Genomic DNA, 17,716 nt, shown 5'->3' on the forward strand with positions numbered 1-17,716 from the left:
GCGCTCAGCCGGCCGACCCGGCCGAGGAGGGCTGGTAGTCCTCGCCCAGGACGACCGCGATGTCGGCGTTCGCGGGGACCGTGCCCTTCTTCACCGCGTCGGTGTCCAGCCCGAGGGTCTTGGCGACCTCGGTGGCGTTCTCCTTGCCGGCGGGGTCCGCGTAGAGCACCTGGGAGGTGGCCTTCGTGTCCGACGGGGTGCCGGCCTCCAGGAAGGTGAAGCCGCCGTTGAGGAGCACCACGCGCGCGTCCTCGGTGTCGGACTTGGTGCCGCTGGCGTTCTGCACGGAGACGCTGACGGCCGCGTCCTTGTCGGGGCTCTTCGCGGCGCCGCCGAGGACGTCCTTGACGACGCTCGCGCTGGCTTCGGCGTTGAGGGTGCCGTCGGTCTGCACGGGGAGCAGCGCGGTCTTGTAGTCGCCGCCCTTGGCGAGGTCCGCGAGCTTGGCCAGGAAGGTGCCGAGGTCCTTGTCGGTCAGCGAGGGGTCGAGGATCTGCGCGAGGGTCTGGACGGTGACGGTGGCGCCCTCCGCGTCGGACGACACCTTGCGCAGCACTCCCTGCATGACCTGGCCGAACCGCTCCAGTTGGGCGTTCTGGGCCTCGCCCGTGGCGCGGTAGGTGGCGTAGGCGACGGCCATCTTGCCGCTGAGGGTCTGGTTCTCGCCCTTGGTGACGAGGGGCGCCCCGCCCTTCTTGGCGGCCGGGTCGGGCACGCTGACGTCGGTGTCGACGTCGATGTTGCCGACGAGGTCGACGAGGTTCTGGAGGTAGGGCGTGTCGAGCCGCCAGGTGCCCTCGATGTCGGTGCCGAGGACGGTGTTCAGCGCGTCGCGCGTGCCGGCCGAGCCGTCGTCGTCGACGGACTTGGCGAGGGTCGTCGTGGTGCCGTCCTCGGTCGTGACGACGAGCGAGTTGGGCAGCAGGACCGTGGCGGCCTGCTGGGTGGTGGTGTTGTCGACGAGGAGCACCGTGGAGGTGCCGCCGCCGGTGGTGTTGTGCAGGTGGACGACGACCACGTCCCGCTTCTGCGCGGCGGCGGCGGTCGTGGCGCCGGTGCCGGAGTCCGAGGACGACGACAGGCCGGGCAGCTTCCCGGCGTACCAGAGGTAGCCCACCCCGCCGACCGCGACCAGCGCCAGGACCACCGCGAGGGCGACGAGACGGCTGCGGGCGCGGCGCTTGGCCTCCTCACGGCGCTCGGTGCGGTTCTCGGTGAAGTTCAGCCAGTCGATGACGTCCTCGGAGTCGCCGTCGGGCTCCTCCACGAACGCGAACTGCTCGGTCTCGTAGTCCCGTTGGGGTCGTCCGGGAGCTCCGGACGCGCCGCTCCCGGCCGCGCCCGCGGCGGATCGTCCGTCGGCGTCCGGGCCGGCGCCGGCCCCGGCCTCCGCCCCGGCCTCCGCCCCGGTCTCGACCGGACGGCCCTGCTGAGGGATGTAGGCGGTCTGCTCGGCGGCCCGGGGCTGTTCGGCCCGGGGCTGCTGTCCGCTGGTGGCGGTCTGCCCGTAGGGGTCGTACGGGGCCTGGGGCGCGGTGCCGTAGGGGTCGTAGGCGACGGGGGCCTGACGGCCCGTGTCGTACGGGTCGTAGGCGGGCGTGGACGGCTGCTGACCGGTGTCGTACGGGTCATAGGCAGGCGTCTGCTGCTGCCCGCCGGGAGCGTAGGGGGCATAGCCGTACCCCTGCTGCCCCTGCCCCTGGGGCTGCTGCCCCTGCTGCGTCTGCTGCGTCTGCTGCCCGTACGGGTCGTAGGACTGCTGCGGCACCTGCTGCGCCGGGACCTGCCGGTAGACGGGCTGCCCGAACTCGTCGTAGCCGACGAGTTCGTACGGGTCGCCTCCGTACCCCGCGTCGTATCGGTCGTTCACCGGTACCCCTCTCGGCTCACTCGCCGCGGTACAGCTCGCGCTTGTCGATGTAGCGCACGACTCCGTCCGGCACCAGATACCAGACGGGGTCGCCCTTGGCGACTCTCGCACGGCAGTCTGTGGAGGAGATGGCGAGCGCGGGCACCTCGACGAGCGAGACGCCGCCTTCGGGCAGACCGGGATCCATGAGCTTGTGTCCCGGCCGGGTGACGCCGATGAAGTGCGAGAGAGAGAACAGCTCCTCGCTGTCCCGCCAGGTCAGGATCTGGCCCAGGGCGTCGGCGCCGGTGATGAAGAACAGGTCGCTCTCGGGGTTGAGGGCCCTGAGGTCGCGCAGCGTGTCCACGGTGTACGTGGGGCCGCCGCGGTCGATGTCGATACGGCTCACCGAGAACTGCGGGTTCTCGGCGGTCGCGATGACCGTCATCAGGTAGCGGTCCTCGGCCGGGGAGACACTGCGGTGGCTCTTCTGCCACGGCTGGCCGGTCGGGACGAACACGACCTCGTCCAGGCGGAACTGCGCGGCGACCTCACTGGCCGCCACGAGGTGTCCGTGGTGGATCGGATCGAACGTCCCGCCCATGACGCCGAGACGGCGCCTGCCCGGGTTCGACGGGCCGGTAGGCATGTCCTGCTCTCCCATGCGTGCAGACCCTACCGGCCCGGTTCCCGGGCCCCGGCCGGCGGATGCCCGGAGCGCCCCGCTATGCCGGACTGCCCGTCGGTGAACACGTCGTGTCTCAGCGGTCGCGGTTGAAGCGGGTGGTGATCCACAGCAGGAGCAGCAGGATGAGGAAAGCGCTGCCGCCGGTGACCAGCGGGCTCAGGCTCTCGTGGTTGCCACCGTGCTCCTCGCCCTCGGCGGCGAGGGTGACCAGCTGGGCAGCGGTGCTGTGAAGGCTCATCTTCGGCAGGACCTATCCGATGGAGGTCCCCCCGCTCGAGCGGAGTCGAGAGTGGGGGAGGGCGGGATAAAGATGTCGGCCCATGGTAAGCGGGCGCCCGCGCGGCGATCACGCCGACTCCGCCATCGGGAACCTTCCCGGCGGCTCAGTCGTCCTTCCGCTTGTACCCCCGCAGCAGGAACCACGCGGTGAGCACACAGCCCAGGATCATCACGACCAGCACGACGCGGAGCAGATTCCCCGCCCCCTGCTGCTCGGCGGCGCCGGCGGCCTCGGTGAGCCAGGCGGCTGCGGGGTGGTGCTCCATGGGGCGGGACTCCTTCGGTGTAGTGCCCGTCCACGGTAACTCCGCCTACGCTGGGATCCGCTTCGGGGGCGCAAAGGGCCGCACAAGGGTCCGTAAAGGGTCAGGCAGAGGCCACACAGCAGGTAGCGGCCACACAGACGCACATGGGGGAAGACATGTCCGACGACGGCCACGAGCAGAACGGCGCCGGCCGGGAGAACGTGCCGAGCAGGCAGCGCAGGCGCTTCCCGGGAATCTCCTCCCGCGCGTACGAGCACCCGGCCGACCGCTCCGCCCTGGTGGCGCTGCGCAAGCTGAGCGGCTTCGACACCGTGTTCAAGGCGCTCAGCGGGCTGCTGCCCGAGCGCAGCCTGCGGCTGTTGTTCCTCTCCGACTCGGTGCGCGTCTCCGACCAGCAGTTCGCGCACCTCAACGACATGCTGCGGGACGCCTGTTACATCCTGGACCTGGAGAAGGTCCCGCCGATGTACGTCACCCAGGACCCCCAGCCCAACGCGATGTGCATCGGCCTGGACGAGCCGATCATCGTGGTCACCACCGGCCTCGTCGAGCTGCTCGACGAGGAGGAGATGCGCGCGGTCGTCGGCCACGAGGTGGGCCACGCCCTGTCCGGTCACGCCGTGTACCGCACGATTCTGCTGTTCCTGACGAGCCTCGCCATCCGGATCGCGTGGATCCCGCTGGGCAACCTCGCGATCATGGCGATCGTCACGGCGCTGCGTGAGTGGTTCCGCAAGTCGGAACTCTCCGCCGACCGGGCGGGTCTCCTCGTCGGCCAGGACCTGAAGGCCTCCATGCGCGGCCTGATGAAGATCGCCGGCGGTAACCACCTGCACGAGATGAACGTGGACGCCTTCCTGAAGCAGGCCGAGGAGTACGAGGCCGGCGGCGACCTGCGCGACTCCGTGCTGAAGATCCTCAACGTGCTGCCGCGCACGCACCCCTTCACCACGGTGCGGGCGGCCGAGCTGAAGAAGTGGGCCGAGTCCCGCGACCACCAGCGGATCATGGACGGCCACTACCCCCGGCGCACCGAGGACAAGGACACCTCGGTGACGGACTCCTTCCGCGAGTCCGCGAGCCACTACGCGACGAGCGTCAAGAGCTCCAAGGACCCGCTGATGAAGCTGGTCAGCGACATCGCGGGCGGGGCCGGCGACCTGGGCGGCCGGGTGCGGCGCGGCTTCGGGGGGTTCACGGGCCAGGCCCCGTCGCAGGACGGGCCGCCGAGGAACGGCTCGGACGGAGCGGACGGCCCGGAGGGACCCGCGGACACGCCTCCGCGCGCCGGCAGCTGATCCGGGGCGCGGCGCCGAGCGGAGGATTCACACCTTGGGCTGCGCGCTCGTCGCGAGGGAACCGCACAGGGCCGTCGCGCCGCCCGTCGCGTACGGGTCCGTGCCGGCCGGGCCGCCCGTCTTCGCGGTCTGGCCGGCCAGCAGCGGACGCAGGTGGTTCGTGGAGTCCTCGCCGCAGGACAGCGGGCCGGCCTGCACGTAGGACACGATCAGCTGGACCTGGTGGGTGCGCAGGTCGTCGCGGTCGAAGCGGAAGTGCAGCTCCCGGCGGACGGTGAAGAGGGAGGCCGAGGTGTCGGCGCCCGCGCCGGCCGGCCGCAGCGCGTACACGAAGGTGTGGTCCGCGGTCACCTCGAGGGTCGCGGAGTCGGTCTCGGCGGCCTGGAGCGTGCCCTGGACGCGGATGTTGCTGTCGGCCAGCTGGGCCTCGGCGGGGTCGAAGCGGACCAGCCAGCCGGTCGGCGCGTGCCGGCCGTCGGCGGCCGGGTGACCGAAGCTCTCGTCGAACTGGTCGAGCTGCTCGGCGGCGATCAGGGCCCGCACGGGCCGCACCTGCTGCCGGGTGAGCACCTCCGGGTAGAGCGAGGAGTGCACGATGTACTCCTTGGCCGAGGTCAGGGCGCTGACCACCTGGCTGTCGGAGAAGTGCGCGGTGCGCCGGGAGGCGGGCAGCGGAATGCCCTCGGCGCCGACCCGGAACTGCGCGGCGGGACTGTGCGCGAACAGCACCTCGGGGTCGGCCGCGCCGGGCACGACGCCCTGCGGGGAGAGCGGGATGACGGTCATCCGCAGGGGCTCGACGGACCGGCGGGCCACGGTGCTCTGGTAGGGGTTGCGTACGCCCATGTAGACGGCCGTCCCGAAGGCGACGGCGATCAGCATGACCAGGATCAGCGCCTGCCGCGAGAGACCCCGGCGCCGGGGCGGCCGGCGGCGGACGGCGGGCGCGTGGTCGGCCATGCGCTCCTGCGCCGAGTACTCCTGGATGCGGGCAGCGCGGACGAACGATTCGTCGAAGACGACGGATCGGTATTCGTCCTCTCCACCTCCGGGAGTGCCCTCGGGTGTCCCCTCCGGTGGGTCTCCAGGCCCGGCCATACTTTCAGAGTAGGTCGCGCGGACCCCGGGTAAACGCCCCGCCGTGCCACAACTTCTGACAACCGTTCAGGGTGTGCGAGGAACCGCGGAGACGGGTGGCCGGGAGTGATCGGCGGACGCCGAGGGAGGCGGCACGCTCCCCTGTTCGAGTCCGGTCGTGGCGGGCGAGGGCAGCTGGTCCCGGCTGCTCGACGAGGCGCCCCGGTACACGGCGGCGAAGGCCAGCGCGACCATGCCGACGCCCATGACGAGGGCCAGCATCCAGGCGACGGGGCGATGCCAGCGGACCTGTCTGCCGTAGGCCCCGGCGGCGCCGTGGCGGCGTTCCCACGCTTCGGGGTGGTCGGCGTCGTCCAGATCGTCCAGATCGGGATCATGGCCGAAATCGCCGGGTCCGTCGGAACCGTAGGCGTCGTCGTAGCGGTCGCCTCTGGAGCGGGCCCGGCGGGCCTCGGCCTCGGAGGCCTCGGCTCTCGCCTCCGCGGCGGCCAGGAGGCGCTCCACGGCGGTCGGCTCGTGCACCACGGCCGCCCTGACGAACGCCTCGTCGAAGACCACGGAGGCGAACTCTTCGTCCGACACCCCGCGGTCGTGGTCGTCGTCGGGCTCCCAGCCGTCAGCGAACGGCGTACCCCCCACGTCCTCCGGCACATGTCCAGAGTAGACCTGGGGGGTCAATTTGGGCAGTCGGTAGGGAAATTCATCCGCCGGGTGAGACACCTCTCGCGACGCCCCCGGCGGGCGGTTCAGCGCCGGACGTGCCCGTCGCCCGTGACGATGTACTTGGTGCTGGTCAGCTCCGGGAGGCCCATCGGGCCCCGGGCGTGCAGCTTCTGGGTGGAGATGCCGATCTCCGCGCCGAAGCCGAACTGGCCGCCGTCGGTGAAGCGGGTGGAGGCGTTCACGGCCACCGTGGTGGAGTCCACCAACTGGGTGAAGCGGCGGGCGGCCTGCTGCGAGGTGGTGACGATGGCCTCGGTGTGGCCGGAGGTCCACAGCCGGATGTGCTCGACGGCCCGGTCCAGCGAGTCGACGACGGCGGCGGCGATGTCGTAGGAGAGGTACTCGGTCTCCCAGTCCTCGGGCGTGGCCTCGACCACGGTCGCCTTGGAGTCCTCGGCGTAGGCCAGCACGCGCTCGTCGGCGTGCACGGTCACGCCCGCCTCCGCGAGGGCGTCGAGGGCGCGCGGCAGGAAGGCGGGGGCGATGTCCTGGTGCACCAGGAGGGTCTCGGCGGCGTTGCAGACGCTGACCCGGTGCGCCTTGGAGTTGATCAGGATGTCGATCGCCATGTCGAGGTCGGCGTGGGCGTCGACGTAGACGTGGCAGTTGCCGGTGCCGGTCTCGATGACCGGGACGGTGGACTCCGTGACGACGGTCCGGATGAGCGAGGCGCCGCCGCGCGGGATGAGGACGTCGACCAGGCCGCGGGCCCGCATCAGCTCGCGCACGCTGTCGCGGCCCTCGCCGGGCACGAGCTGCACGGCGTCGGCGGGCAGCCCGGCCCCGCCGACGGCGTCGCGGATCACCCGGACGAGGGCGGTGTTCGACTCGTAGGCGGAGGAGGAGCCGCGCAGCAGGACCGCGTTGCCGGCCTTCAGGCAGAGGGCGGCGGCGTCCACGGTGACGTTCGGGCGGGCCTCGTAGATGATGCCGACGACGCCGAGCGGGACGCGGACCTGGCGCAGGTCGATGCCGTTGGGGAGGGTGGAGCCGCGGACGACCTCGCCGACCGGGTCGGGCAGCGCGACGACGTCCCGGACGTCCGAGGCGATGGCCCGCACCCGCTCCGGGGTGAGGGTCAGCCGGTCCACGATCGCCTCGCTGGTGCCCGCCTCCCGGGCCTTGGCGATGTCCTTGGCGTTGGCCTCGACGATCTCGCTCGTGCGGACCTCCAGCGCGTCCGCGATGGCGAGCAGCGCGTCGTCCTTGGCGGCCCTGGGCAGCGGCGCGAGGTCGGCGGCGGCCGCCTTGGCGCGGTAGGCGGCGCGGGTGACCGGGGACATGGAGTCGTACGGCGAGAGCGTGGTCATAAGGGAAGGGTAGTGCGCCGCGCGGGCCGGTCCACCGTGCGTTCCACACCCCGAGATGTGCCGTGGGGACACCTCGGGGGCCGGCCGGCGCGTCAGTACGGGTGGACGCCGACCGGGGTCGCCGGGGCCGGTCCGTAGCCCGCCGCGATGCGCTGGTGGTAGGTCTGGCGGTCGATGACCTCCAGGCCGACGATCTCCCAGGGCGGCAGCCCGGCGGTCTGGCGGTGCTCACCCCACAGCCGCAGGGCGACGGCGGCCGCGTCATGCAGGTCGCGGGCCTCCTCCCAGTACCGGATCTCGGCGTGGTCGCCCGCGTATCTGCTGGTCAGGAGGAAGGGATGGTCGTGGGCGAGCTGTTCGAGGGCTCGCCTGACCTCCTTCAGCGGGGCCTCCTCGCCGGACACGCTGAGGGTGACGTGCCACAGCCGGGGGAGGTCCGCGGGCTGCCCGCCCTTCGACTCGGCGCTCTCCTGGGCCAGGTACCGGTCGCCCGCCGCCACACTGGTCAGGGCGCGCTCCTCGCCCGGCGCGCGCGAGGGCGCCGGGGCCGCGGTGCGTGACGACGCCGGACCGGCCGCACGCGGCGCCGCCGAACCGGTTTCGCCGGTACTCCCACGGGTCGCTGCCACCCCAGGGCGCACTCGTCTCACGACGGCCTCCTTTACGCAGCGCTCGTGCGGAATCTGTCCCTGGAACAAAGTTGAGCAGGCCGCACGGCTCCGCGGGGCGGTTTCACGGAACGTCCCCCACCGGTACGGGCCGTTCGAGCGGGTTTACGGGTGCAGGATCACCAGGTCGTCCCGGTGGATGACCTCGCGTTCGTACTCCGCGCCCAGCTCACGGGCCAGTTCCCTGGTCGACCGCCCGAGCAGCTGGGGGATCTCCTTGGCGTCGAAGTTGACGAGGCCGCGGGCCACCGCGCGCCCCCGGGCGTCCCGTAGTTCGACGGGGTCGCCCGCGCTGAACTCGCCCTCGACGGCGGCGATCCCGGCCGGCAGCAGCGAGCTGCGCCGCTCGACGACCGCGCGCACCGCCCCGTCGTCCAGCGTCAGCGAGCCCTGCGGGGTGGAGGCGTGCTGGAGCCACAGCAGCCGGTCGGCGGAACGCTTGCCGGTGGAGTGGAAGTAGGTGCCGGTGTCGCCGCCCGTGACGGCGTCGGCCGCGTGGACGGCGCTGGTGAGGACCACGGGGATGCCGGCGGCGGCGGCGATCCGGGCGGCCTCGACCTTGGTGACCATGCCGCCGGTGCCGACGCCCGCCTTGCCGGCGCTGCCGATCTCGACGTGCGCGAGGTCCGCGGGGCCCCGCACCTCGGCGATCCGCGAGGTGCCGGGCCTGCCCGGGTCGCCGTCGTAGACGCCGTCGACGTCGGACAGCAGGACCAGCAGGTCGGCGTGGACGAGGTGGGCGACGAGGGCGGCGAGCCGGTCGTTGTCGCCGAAGCGGATCTCGTCGGTGGCGACGGTGTCGTTCTCGTTGACGATCGGGAACGCGCCCATCGCGAGGAGCTTGTCGAGGGTGCGGGAGGCGTTGCGGTGGTGGGCCCGGCGGCTCATGTCGTCGCTGGTCAGCAGCACCTGGCCGACGCGGACGCCGTAGCGGGCGAAGGAGGCGGTGTAGCGGGCGACGAGCAGTCCCTGGCCGACGCTCGCGGCGGCCTGCTGCCGGGCGAGGTCCCGGGGCCGGCGGCGCAGGCCCAGCGGGGCCAGGCCGGCGGCGATGGCGCCCGAGGAGACGAGCACGATCTCCTTCTCGCCGCCGCTGCGGCTCTTGGCGAGGACGTCGACGAGGGCGTCGACCCGGTCGGCGTCGATCCCGCCGGAGGCGGTGGTCAGCGACGAGGAGCCGACCTTGACGACGATCCTGCGGGCCTCGCTCACGGCCTGCCTTGCCCCTGCCACCTTGCTCTTCGCTCCTCGCGTAGGTCGACGGCTGCCCGCCTGGCAATCTACGCGAACAGGGGCGGAGGCCGCGCGGGGGTTTCACTGCGCGGACAGTGCACGGACAGTGCGCGGGAAGAACACGGACAGTGCGCGAACGTAACCGTTCGCTCACGCTTTGCGTACGGCAAAAAGGTTGTACGGGTTCCCCATCCAATTTGAAGAGAGCACAAATTTATTTTGAAGTTTGTGTCACCTACAGTTCGCCCTGTGAAGCGCATACTCCTGAGATCGGGGAAGAGCCCCTTCGACGTCGTCCCCGTCGAGGAAGCCCTCCACCGCGACGTCATCGCCACCAACTCCGGCAACCTGATCTTCAGTGATGCCGCCCACAAGATCCTCACCACGCCGGACTCCGAGGTCGTCTCGAACGGCATGCGCACGGACGTGAGCGCCGCGGCCCGGATCAACGAGGAGTACGACGCCTTCGTCGTGCCCCTCGCCAACGCCTTCCGGCCGACCTTCGAGCAGCCGCTGCAGCGGCTCACCAGGCTCATAGGGAAGCTGAAGATCCCGGTCGTGGTCATGGGCGTCGGCGCCCAGACCGGCGTGACGTACGACCCGGCGCGGCTGAAGCCCATGGAGGCCAGCGTGCGCGCCTTCTGCGCGGCGGTGCTGGAGCACAGCGCCACCATAGGCGTGCGGGGCGAGTTCACCGAGCAGTACCTCAACGACATGGGCTTCCGGGACGTCGAGGTCATCGGCTGCCCGTCGATGTTCATGCACGGTGACCGGCTGCCCGTCGAGAAGAAGACGCCGAGCCTGACGGCGGAGTCGCGGATCGGCGTCAACGGTTCGCACACCGCGGTGCGCGGCGGCGGTCTGCACAAGGTCATCACCCGTACGCACCAGCGCTACCCGAATTTGCGCTACATAGGCCAGAACCTCACCGACGCCAAGCAGCTGCACTGGCGGGACGTGAACTCCCCGGCCGGCCGGATCACCGAGATGCCGACCCACCCGGACCACCCGATGTACCGGGAGGACAAGGCCCGGGTCTACATCGACCCGATCACCTGGATCGACGACCTGCGGGACTTCGACTACTCGTTCGGCTCACGCATCCACGGAAATATCGCGGCGCTGCTGGCGGGCACCCCCGCGACCGTGCTGGCCTTCGACTCCCGCACGCTGGAACTGTGCCGCTACTTCGAGATACCGCACCGCCTGCTCAGCGAGGTGCCCGCGGACCTCGACCCGGCCGACCTCTACGAGGAGGCCGACTTCAGCGGGCTCACCGGCAACCACAAGGAGCGCTTCGACCGGTTCACCGCGTTCCTGGACAAGAACGGGCTGCCGAACACCTTCACCCACGGCGACGGCGGCGTGGCCTTCGAGAAGAAGCTGCGCTCCCTGTCCTTCCCGCCGGGCGTCCGCCCCTGGAACGACGCCGACCTCGCCTCACTGGCCGGCCGCTTCGGCTGGCTCCAGCAGCGCATCACCGAGCTGGACTCCGTCAACGCCCAGCTGAAGCGCGACCTGGCGAAGAGCCGGCCCGGCGCGAAGGCCGCGGCCAAGGCCGCCTCGGTCATCCCCGCCCCGTCGATCTACCGCCGCGCCAAGCGCGCGGTGGGCGGCCCGCTGCGCCGCGCGCTCAAGCCGGGCAAGTAGCGGCCCCGCCGGACCGGCCGGGCGGAACCGCGCGGGCTCACACGGCCGCCGTGCCGCCCGGCCTCATGGAGCGCCGCAGGCGACGGACCCTGCGGCGGACCTTGCGGGTGACGCCGCGCAGGAAGGTCTCGGTCGGGTCCTTGCGCCAGCCGGGGTACTCCCTCGCCTCGCGGGGCTCGGCCAGGTAGATGCGGTCGGGCAGCCCGGCCGTGCGGGAGCCGTAGTGCGGGTAGGCCAGGTAGAGCTGGGTGTTGCGCTTCTTCAGGACCGGGGCCGGCTCGCTCTTGGCCTGGATGAACTCCAGGACGTCCACGAGGAGTTCGGGGCGCTGACGGGCCACCAGCTCGAGGCGCAGCCGCTCGTGGACCCGGAGCCGCTGGGCCACGCCCTCGTTCCAGTAGGCGTCCATCAGCGGCTTGGCCAGCTCCATCTTGGTGCGCCGGATCTCCTCGTCGTTCCTGAGGAAGACGGGCCCGAACTGCGGCAGCACGGTGACGAGGAAGGGGCGGACCATGAGCACGTCCCGCTTGGCGCCGGGCGGGACCAGCCGCTCCAGCAGGCCCATCAGGGCGCGCGCGGAGTCGAAGCGCAGGGTGTAGCTCCCGCTCTTCGTCACATGCTTGCCGTCGGTGCGGCCCACCAGGTAGTAGCAGGTGTAGTCGGCGACCACGGAGACGCCGTCGGCCCGCAGATAGGCCTCCATCGTGAACAGGGCGTCCTCGCCCGTCCACAGCGACTCGTCGAAGCGCATGCCGTGGCGCTCCAGGAACTCCCGGCGGAACAGCTTCTGCGCGCTGAGGGTGAACTTGATGTTGGACGAGTAGACGTCGGTGCGGTCGAGGGTCTCGCCCCACATCGACCTCGGCGGCTTGCGGTTGATGCCCTCGACCCGGCCGAGGACCACGTCCGTGCCGTTGCGGTCGGCCATGGCCACCATGCGCTCCAGGGCCTCGGCGCCGAGCCGGTCGTCGGCGTCGAGGAAGAAGACGTAGCGTCCGGTGGCCTTGGCGAGGCCGACGTTGCGCGGGCCGCTGGGGCCGCCGGAGTTCTCCTGGCGGATCACGGTCACGGACAGGGGCACGCGGGCCGCGAACTCCTCCAGGTACTCCCCCGTGCCGTCCCGGGAACCGTCGTCCACGGCGATGACCTCCAGGCGCGCCGCGTCCAGGGTCTGCGCCTCGACCGACGCCAGGCACTCGACCAGGTACGGCATCGCTTCGTACGCCCCGATGACCACCGTGACGTCAGGCTGCGCAGTGGTCACTTTTCCCTCTCATCACGCACCGGTCCCCCCGTAGGAACACTTTGGATACCCGGTAGACGATGGATGAACGGGGCGGGTTGCCTGGGTTTCGGCACGTGTCCCACATCACAGAACGCAACGGAGGCCGGGCCCCCGGAGAGTACCCTCCGGGGGCCCGGCCTCAGGAAATACGGGCGTCAGCCGGCCGTAACACCCTTGGAATCCTTGGGCAGTTCGGTCGCGTCGTCCGGCGCGGCGCCGACCGCGTCGTCCGCCGAGACGGCGTGCGACTCCTGCCCGACGTTGCGGGCCTCCGCCTTCAGCGCGAGGTCGGTGACCGCGGTGTCGAACTGTTCGAGCGAGGTGGGCTCGTCGGGTCCGAGCAGGTACTCCTTGAGCTCCTTGCGGTCCTTGGCCAGCGGATCGGCGGCCGGGTCGCGGACCGCGTCCAGCAGCTGGTCCAGCTCGACGGCGCTGTTGCTGAGGATCACCGCCGCGCGCACGGCGGTGTTCTGCCGCCTGAACTCCTCGGCGCCCAGCTCGGCGGAGTCCGCGACCGCATACGGCTTGCCGCTCGCGATGAAGTCGGAGACCACGCTGGAGATGTCCGAGACCATCGCCTCGGAGGCGTTGAAGCAGTCGTAGAGGCGGGGCTCGGCGCCGACGATGACCCGGTGCTCGAAGGAGGGGAAGGAGCGCCAGTAGGCCTCGTTCCACTCGGCGCGCAGCCGGGCGGCCTCCTCGTGCTTGCGGACGTCGACGATGCCGTCACGGCTCGTCACGGCCTCGTCGGCGCGCTCGTCGAACGCGAGCGAGAGTCCGTCCAGCCGGGCCTTGAGGCGGGTCAGCTCCGCCTTGGCCTTGGCCTCGGCCGCCGGGTCCGCGGTGAAGCGTGGGTCGCTCGCGCGCTGGGCGGCGGCCTTCTTGATCAGGGCGGTGATCCGCCGGTGCGCGGTGCCCGCCTTGGCGCTGCGGGTGCCGGTGAAGGGGTGCGGCTTGTACAGGACACGGACCGGGGGATCGGCCGCGACCAGCTTCTTCACGATGTTCTCGCCGGCCAGCAGGAGCGAGGTGTTGCCCGGGTTGTCGTCCCAGCCCTCCCAGGTGGGCGCGTACAGCACCGTCGGGATACGACCCGTGGGGGTGCCCTCCGCGGTCCTGATGGGCGCCAGCTGCGGACGGCCGACCTCCACGATGTCCTCGTCGCGGATGCCGACGTCGGCGATGGCGTAGCGGTCGCGTCCCGCGCGGCCGGCGGTCCACACCTCGTCGTAGACCTTGCTGAACGGGTTGACGCTGGCGAGCTTGTCGCTGTCGCCGTGGCCGATGAAGACGTGCTTCATGGTCGGGACCCGCAGCAGGTGGATGTTCTTGCCGACGTTCGCGCAGTACAACGCGACCCGCACCATGGACAGGTCCATGTTCATCAGGTGCACCCCCCCGGGCACGCAGACGACAGGGACCGACGTGGGCGCCATCTTCTCCAGGACGGTGCGCTCACGCAGGATGACCAGGGGCCGGGACTCCATCTGCTCCATGGTCTCCAGCCACATGTTGACCTGGTAGGCGGAGTCGTCGGAGCCGGAGAAGTACAGCACCGTCTGCGGCCGGTACTCGCGCAGCCAGGCGCTGACCGTGCCGAGCACCTTGTCGGCCTTCGGCGGCAGCCGCTTCGCCCGCAGGTACGGCACCAGCGCCAGCACGTACAGCGCGCCCAGGCCCAGGGTGACGCCGATGCCGGCGAAGCCCGCGGCCTCGGAGTCGGTGAGCGCGCAGACGAGGAGACCCACGACGGCCGCGAGGTCGAGGTGGAGCATCTTCACGGTGGCGCGGTTCAGCAGGCGGCGCGGCGGGGCGTCCGGGATGCGCAGCCTGGAGGCCAGATCGACGTTCCTGGTCACGACCGGCATCTGACGGCGCTTGCCGATCAGGGTGACCAGCGCGCCGTGCGGGGCCTGGAGTCCGAAGAACACCGTGAAGCACGCGATCGCCGCGTAGAAGACCGGCTCCCGGGAGAGGTCGAGTCTCGCCAGCAGCAGGATCAGCAACAGTTCGCGGACGAGGAACCGCGTGGACAGACCGGCCCGCACCTTGCTCAGGAGGGCGATGAGGCGGCTGCCTTTGCGGTGGAGATAGAGGTCCGCCAGGTACGTCACGGCGGCCGCGACGGCGAAGGCGGGGGCGCTCGGAACGAGCGCGGCCGCCATGAGGCCGGGATAACCCAGCATCATGAGGACCGCCGCGGCCAGTTCGGCCGCGCTGCCCACCCGGGCTACGCGAATAGCGGTGGATATCACGGAGAAACCTGCTCTGGGAGGGGGCCGGTCATAGGTACTAAAAGTCCGGAAAATCCTTTGTGAAGGTTTCGGGATTTTTACGGGTCAGGCCTCTGTGAATTCTCCGTAAACAGAGAGTCACAGAGGCCTGAAAAATCGATGGCTATTTCCGCTGGATTATGCCATGCCATCCTGTCGGTCGAGCACTCCGGCCAGGGCCTGCTCGAAGCCCGACGCCCGGCCGGCGGCCGCGGTCGGGTCCTGCTGGCGGACGTCGATGACGTGCCCGGTGAGCTCGGAGAGCAGCACGTCGAGCGAGGTCCGGGCGACGGCCTCGGAGGAGAGCAGCGTGCCCGAGGGCTCCTGCCCGAAAGCCTTGGTGCGCATGGGCGTGGCCGTGCGCTCCGGGTTGACGCAATTCACCCGGATGCCGTCTCCGGCCCACTCGTCGGAGAGGGCCTGGGTGAGGTTCACCATGGCCGCCTTGGTCGAGGAGTACAGGCTGTACTCGGCGCGGCCCCGGGTGTAACTGCTGGAGGTGTAGAGCAGCAGCTGGCCCTTCGTCTCCGCCAGGTACTTGTACGCCGAACGTGCGATCTGCACCGGTGCCAGGTAGTTGACTTTCAGCGCTTCCTCGATGGTCGCGTTGTCGGTCTCGGCCAGCTTGCCGATGCGCAGCACACCCGCCGTGTTGACGACGTAGTCGATGCGGCCGGTCTCGCTGTAGGCCTTCGACAGGGCGTCGTCGACCTCCTCGGGGTTCTCCACGTGCGTGCCGGTGGTGGAGCGGCCGAGGGCGTAGACCGTGGCGCCGTAGGACCCGGCGAGCTCGGCGATGTCCTTGCCGATGCCGTACGAGCCGCCGAAGACGACCACCGTCTTGCCGGTGAGGAGCTCGCGGTAGACCTCCTCGCCGTTCTGCTCGGGGGTGGCGGAGGAGGCCAGCTGGAAGAGCTTGTCGGCGATGAAGACGTCGACGGGCTGGGTCACCTTCATGTTGTACTCGTCACCCGCCACGACGTGGATCGGCACGTCGGGCAGGTAGCGCAGCACGACGGTGCAGTCGTCGGTGGCCTGGAAGTTGGGGTCGCCCGCCGCCACCTCGTAGGCCCGGCGGATGGTGGACAGCTTGAACGCCTGCGGGGTCTGGCCACGGCGCAGCCGGGAGCGGTCCGGGATCTCGGTGATGAACTCGCCGTCCTCGCCGTGGGTGCGCGTGACGATGATGGTGTCCGCGGACGGGATGGCGACGTCGACCGCCTGGTAGCGCTCCAGCGCCGTGACGCAGTCGTCGATGACCCGCTGCGAGAGCAGGGGGCGCACGGCGTCGTGGAAGAGGACGTTGAGGTCCTCGCCGTCGGCCAGCCCCTCGCCCAGGGCCGCGATGGCGCGCTCGGTGGTCTCGTTCCGCGTGGAGCCGCCCTCGATGATCTTCCGGACCTTCTTGAAACCGGCCTTGGCCACGATCTTCTCGATGTCCGGCACATAGCCCGGCGCCATCAGCACGATGATCTCGTCGACGGAGTCGGCCTTCTCGAAGGTGGTCAGGGTGTGCTCGATGACTGCCTTGCCGGCGATCTTCAGCAGCTGCTTGGGGATCGACAGACCCACCCGCTGGCCGGTGCCACCGGCCAGGATCACTGCGGTGGTACGGGGCTTGGCTATGTGCTGGGACACAGAGGACCTACCTTGGGGCGACAGGGAACGGGGAAATGGTCCCACTTGCGGTAACCGCGATGCAAGGTGAGCGCCGTTCGCTGCAAATGTGCCCGCAACCCGGCATTCACCTTGCGTTGCCGGTGATTGATTCGTCACCGGCGCGGCTTCCCATGGATGGTCCCTGGAAATCCTGTGAGTTACTCCACAACGAGTATGTCATTGCCGAGAGTGACGGAGTGACACGGCCACGCCCGGCGCGCGGCGGCGTCAGTGCCGCCGCAACCGCTCGACGCAGCGGCGCCCGAGGACCCGTACGAGTTCCCTGGACGAGGTCTGGTGCACCGCGCGCGCCGTGCCCCGGCCGGGCGCCGAGGCCACCGCGGCGAGCGCCCCGTACAAGGCCTGAGCGGCCACCTCGGGAGCGATCCGGGCCTCCCCCGGCTCCTGTCCGGCGGGCTCGGGCAGGGCGGACAACAGGGCCGGGTCGCCGATCACCCGCACGCCCGTCGCCGCGATCCGGCCGGCCATCTCGGCGCCGATCCCGGCGGCCGCCCGGACGGCCCAGTCGGGTGTGGAGATCCTCACGTCCTGTGAGGTGGGACTGCACGTGTTCTTCATATGCATGACCGCGCCGTTACGAACCAGCAGGGAATAGAGCTCGTCGGGGAGGCCATTACCGCGGAATTCCTTGTTGAGACTGCGCAGCATTTCGGTCTCGGCGAGGGTGAGAGAGCGATTCGCCGTGTCCGGAACGGGCTGCAGGAGATTCGCGGGCAGCCCGAGCAGTCCCTCGAAGGCGCGCATGAGCCCGCCCCGGTCCCGGTCGTCCACCACGACGACGGTGACCCGGTCGGCCCCGACCACCCGTACCCACCGCTCGACCAGCCGGTCGTGCCGGTGCCGGCGCCAGAAGCTGGGGTTGGGCTTCTCGTAGGGGGCCTTGCGGAGCATGTGCTCCAGCCAGTCCTCGTAGCCCATGCGCAGGCCGTTCTGCACGTACTGCTGCCACTGCGAGGGCATGATCCGCACCAGCGGACGCAGGGTGACCAGCACCCGCACCGGCTCCCCGCCGAGCTGCTCGACGATCCGGCCGGCGGTCGCGTCGTCCGGGGCGTCGGCGAAGAACTCGCTGCTGATGACGGCGGTGCTGCGGCCGGTGGCGTGCACCTGGTCCACGAGCCGCGTCCAGTGCCGTTCGGTGGGCGCGGTGTCGCCGATCATCCCGGTGCGGGAGCAGGCCGCGAGCACGGCCTGCATGGGGTGTCTGCTCTGCGCCGGGTACGCGACGCCGTACGCCGGCAGCTTCTCCTTCGCCGCGAAGAGGGCGCCCTGGATCGAGGTGGTCCCGGTCTTGTGCGGCCCTATGTGCAGCAGCCGGGTGCCGGCGGGCAGCGGGACGGGTCCCGCCGAGGCGCCGTCACTCGTACAGTCCGTGGGGTGCGTACAGTCCGTCTCCATGGTCAAGGGACGGTAAGA

At 70.7% G+C, this 17,716-nt stretch carries 15 protein-coding genes; 2 read left to right on the forward strand and 13 right to left on the reverse strand.

Translation table 11 applies throughout. The features are described 5' to 3' along the window. Positions 1-4: 4 nt before the first annotated feature. The 4 genes from J2X68_RS02555 to J2X68_RS02570 form a co-directional block, all read right to left on the reverse strand. On the reverse strand, positions 5-1,870 hold the full coding sequence (locus J2X68_RS02555) for an LCP family protein (RefSeq protein WP_310430736.1): 1,866 nt from the start codon (positions 1,868-1,870) through the stop codon (positions 5-7). Between the two features lie 16 nt (positions 1,871-1,886). Then, positions 1,887-2,513 (reverse strand): nicotinate-nucleotide adenylyltransferase, encoded by a 627-nt coding sequence (gene nadD / locus J2X68_RS02560; RefSeq protein WP_310430737.1) that lies wholly within the window; start codon positions 2,511-2,513, stop codon positions 1,887-1,889. Between the two features lie 97 nt (positions 2,514-2,610). Further along, entirely contained in the window at positions 2,611-2,775 is a 165-nt protein-coding gene (locus J2X68_RS02565; protein ID WP_310430738.1) for a hypothetical protein, read from the reverse strand. 145 nt (positions 2,776-2,920) lie between these two features. Further along, entirely contained in the window at positions 2,921-3,082 is a 162-nt protein-coding gene (locus J2X68_RS02570; protein ID WP_310430739.1) for a hypothetical protein, read from the reverse strand. A 155-nt stretch (positions 3,083-3,237) separates the two neighbouring features. On the opposite strand from J2X68_RS02570, the gene J2X68_RS02575 reads away from it, so the two are divergent. Beyond that, entirely contained in the window at positions 3,238-4,380 is a 1,143-nt protein-coding gene (locus tag J2X68_RS02575; protein ID WP_310430906.1) for a M48 family metallopeptidase, read from the forward strand. A 27-nt stretch (positions 4,381-4,407) separates the two neighbouring features. Here the strand turns inward: J2X68_RS02575 and J2X68_RS02580 are convergent, their stop codons facing one another. The 5 genes from J2X68_RS02580 to proB all read right to left on the reverse strand — a co-directional run bounded on the left by J2X68_RS02580 (position 4,408) and on the right by proB (position 9,412). After that, entirely contained in the window at positions 4,408-5,478 is a 1,071-nt protein-coding gene (locus tag J2X68_RS02580) for a hypothetical protein (protein ID WP_310430740.1), read from the reverse strand. Between the two features lie 66 nt (positions 5,479-5,544). Further along, positions 5,545-6,156 (reverse strand): hypothetical protein, encoded by a 612-nt coding sequence (locus tag J2X68_RS02585; RefSeq protein WP_310430741.1) that lies wholly within the window; start codon positions 6,154-6,156, stop codon positions 5,545-5,547. Positions 6,157-6,224: 68 nt separating this feature from the next. Continuing rightward, entirely contained in the window at positions 6,225-7,511 is a 1,287-nt protein-coding gene (locus J2X68_RS02590) for a glutamate-5-semialdehyde dehydrogenase (RefSeq protein ID WP_310430742.1), read from the reverse strand. 92 nt (positions 7,512-7,603) lie between these two features. Continuing rightward, the gene (locus J2X68_RS02595; protein WP_310430743.1) at positions 7,604-8,161 is read right to left on the reverse strand and encodes a hypothetical protein; all 558 of its coding nucleotides are present in this window, start codon (positions 8,159-8,161) and stop codon (positions 7,604-7,606) included. A gap of 123 nt (positions 8,162-8,284) precedes the next feature. Next, positions 8,285-9,412 (reverse strand): glutamate 5-kinase, encoded by a 1,128-nt coding sequence (gene proB / locus J2X68_RS02600; protein WP_310430744.1) that lies wholly within the window; start codon positions 9,410-9,412, stop codon positions 8,285-8,287. Positions 9,413-9,661: 249 nt separating this feature from the next. On the opposite strand from proB, the gene J2X68_RS02605 reads away from it, so the two are divergent. Beyond that, positions 9,662-11,062 (forward strand): polysaccharide pyruvyl transferase family protein, encoded by a 1,401-nt coding sequence (locus J2X68_RS02605; protein ID WP_310430745.1) that lies wholly within the window; start codon positions 9,662-9,664, stop codon positions 11,060-11,062. 37 nt (positions 11,063-11,099) lie between these two features. Here the strand turns inward: J2X68_RS02605 and J2X68_RS02610 are convergent, their stop codons facing one another. The 4 genes from J2X68_RS02610 to J2X68_RS02625 all read right to left on the reverse strand — a co-directional run bounded on the left by J2X68_RS02610 (position 11,100) and on the right by J2X68_RS02625 (position 17,698). Further along, the gene (locus J2X68_RS02610) at positions 11,100-12,326 is read right to left on the reverse strand and encodes a glycosyltransferase family 2 protein (protein WP_310430746.1); all 1,227 of its coding nucleotides are present in this window, start codon (positions 12,324-12,326) and stop codon (positions 11,100-11,102) included. Positions 12,327-12,502: 176 nt separating this feature from the next. After that, the gene (locus J2X68_RS02615) at positions 12,503-14,572 is read right to left on the reverse strand and encodes a hypothetical protein (protein ID WP_310430747.1); all 2,070 of its coding nucleotides are present in this window, start codon (positions 14,570-14,572) and stop codon (positions 12,503-12,505) included. Between the two features lie 186 nt (positions 14,573-14,758). Beyond that, positions 14,759-16,258 carry a bifunctional cytidylyltransferase/SDR family oxidoreductase gene (locus J2X68_RS02620; RefSeq protein WP_310430748.1) on the reverse strand — a complete coding sequence of 500 codons (1,500 nt, stop codon included), beginning with the start codon at positions 16,256-16,258 and terminating at the stop codon, positions 14,759-14,761. Positions 16,259-16,507: 249 nt separating this feature from the next. Next, a complete protein-coding gene (locus J2X68_RS02625; protein ID WP_310430749.1) occupies positions 16,508-17,698 on the reverse strand; it encodes a hypothetical protein in 1,191 nt (396 codons plus the stop codon). Positions 17,699-17,716 lie beyond the last annotated feature (18 nt).

Source organism: Streptomyces sp. 3330 (assembly GCF_031456635.1).
Lineage (GTDB): Bacteria > Actinomycetota > Actinomycetes > Streptomycetales > Streptomycetaceae > Streptomyces.

Bases quoted from the DNA above. Each gene is read 5' to 3' on its own strand.
- nadD (WP_310430737.1), bottom strand. From the start codon at position 2,513: ATGGGAGAGCAGGACATGCCTACCGGCCCGTCGAACCCGGGCAGGCGC.
- J2X68_RS02565 (WP_310430738.1), bottom strand. From the start codon at position 2,775: ATGAGCCTTCACAGCACCGCTGCCCAGCTGGTCACCCTCGCCGCCGAG.
- J2X68_RS02570 (WP_310430739.1), bottom strand. From the start codon at position 3,082: ATGGAGCACCACCCCGCAGCCGCCTGGCTCACCGAGGCCGCCGGCGCC.
- J2X68_RS02575 (WP_310430906.1), top strand. From the start codon at position 3,238: ATGTCCGACGACGGCCACGAGCAGAACGGCGCCGGCCGGGAGAACGTG.
- J2X68_RS02580 (WP_310430740.1), bottom strand. From the start codon at position 5,478: ATGGCCGGGCCTGGAGACCCACCGGAGGGGACACCCGAGGGCACTCCC.
- J2X68_RS02590 (WP_310430742.1), bottom strand. From the start codon at position 7,511: ATGACCACGCTCTCGCCGTACGACTCCATGTCCCCGGTCACCCGCGCC.
- J2X68_RS02625 (WP_310430749.1), bottom strand. From the start codon at position 17,698: ATGGAGACGGACTGTACGCACCCCACGGACTGTACGAGTGACGGCGCC.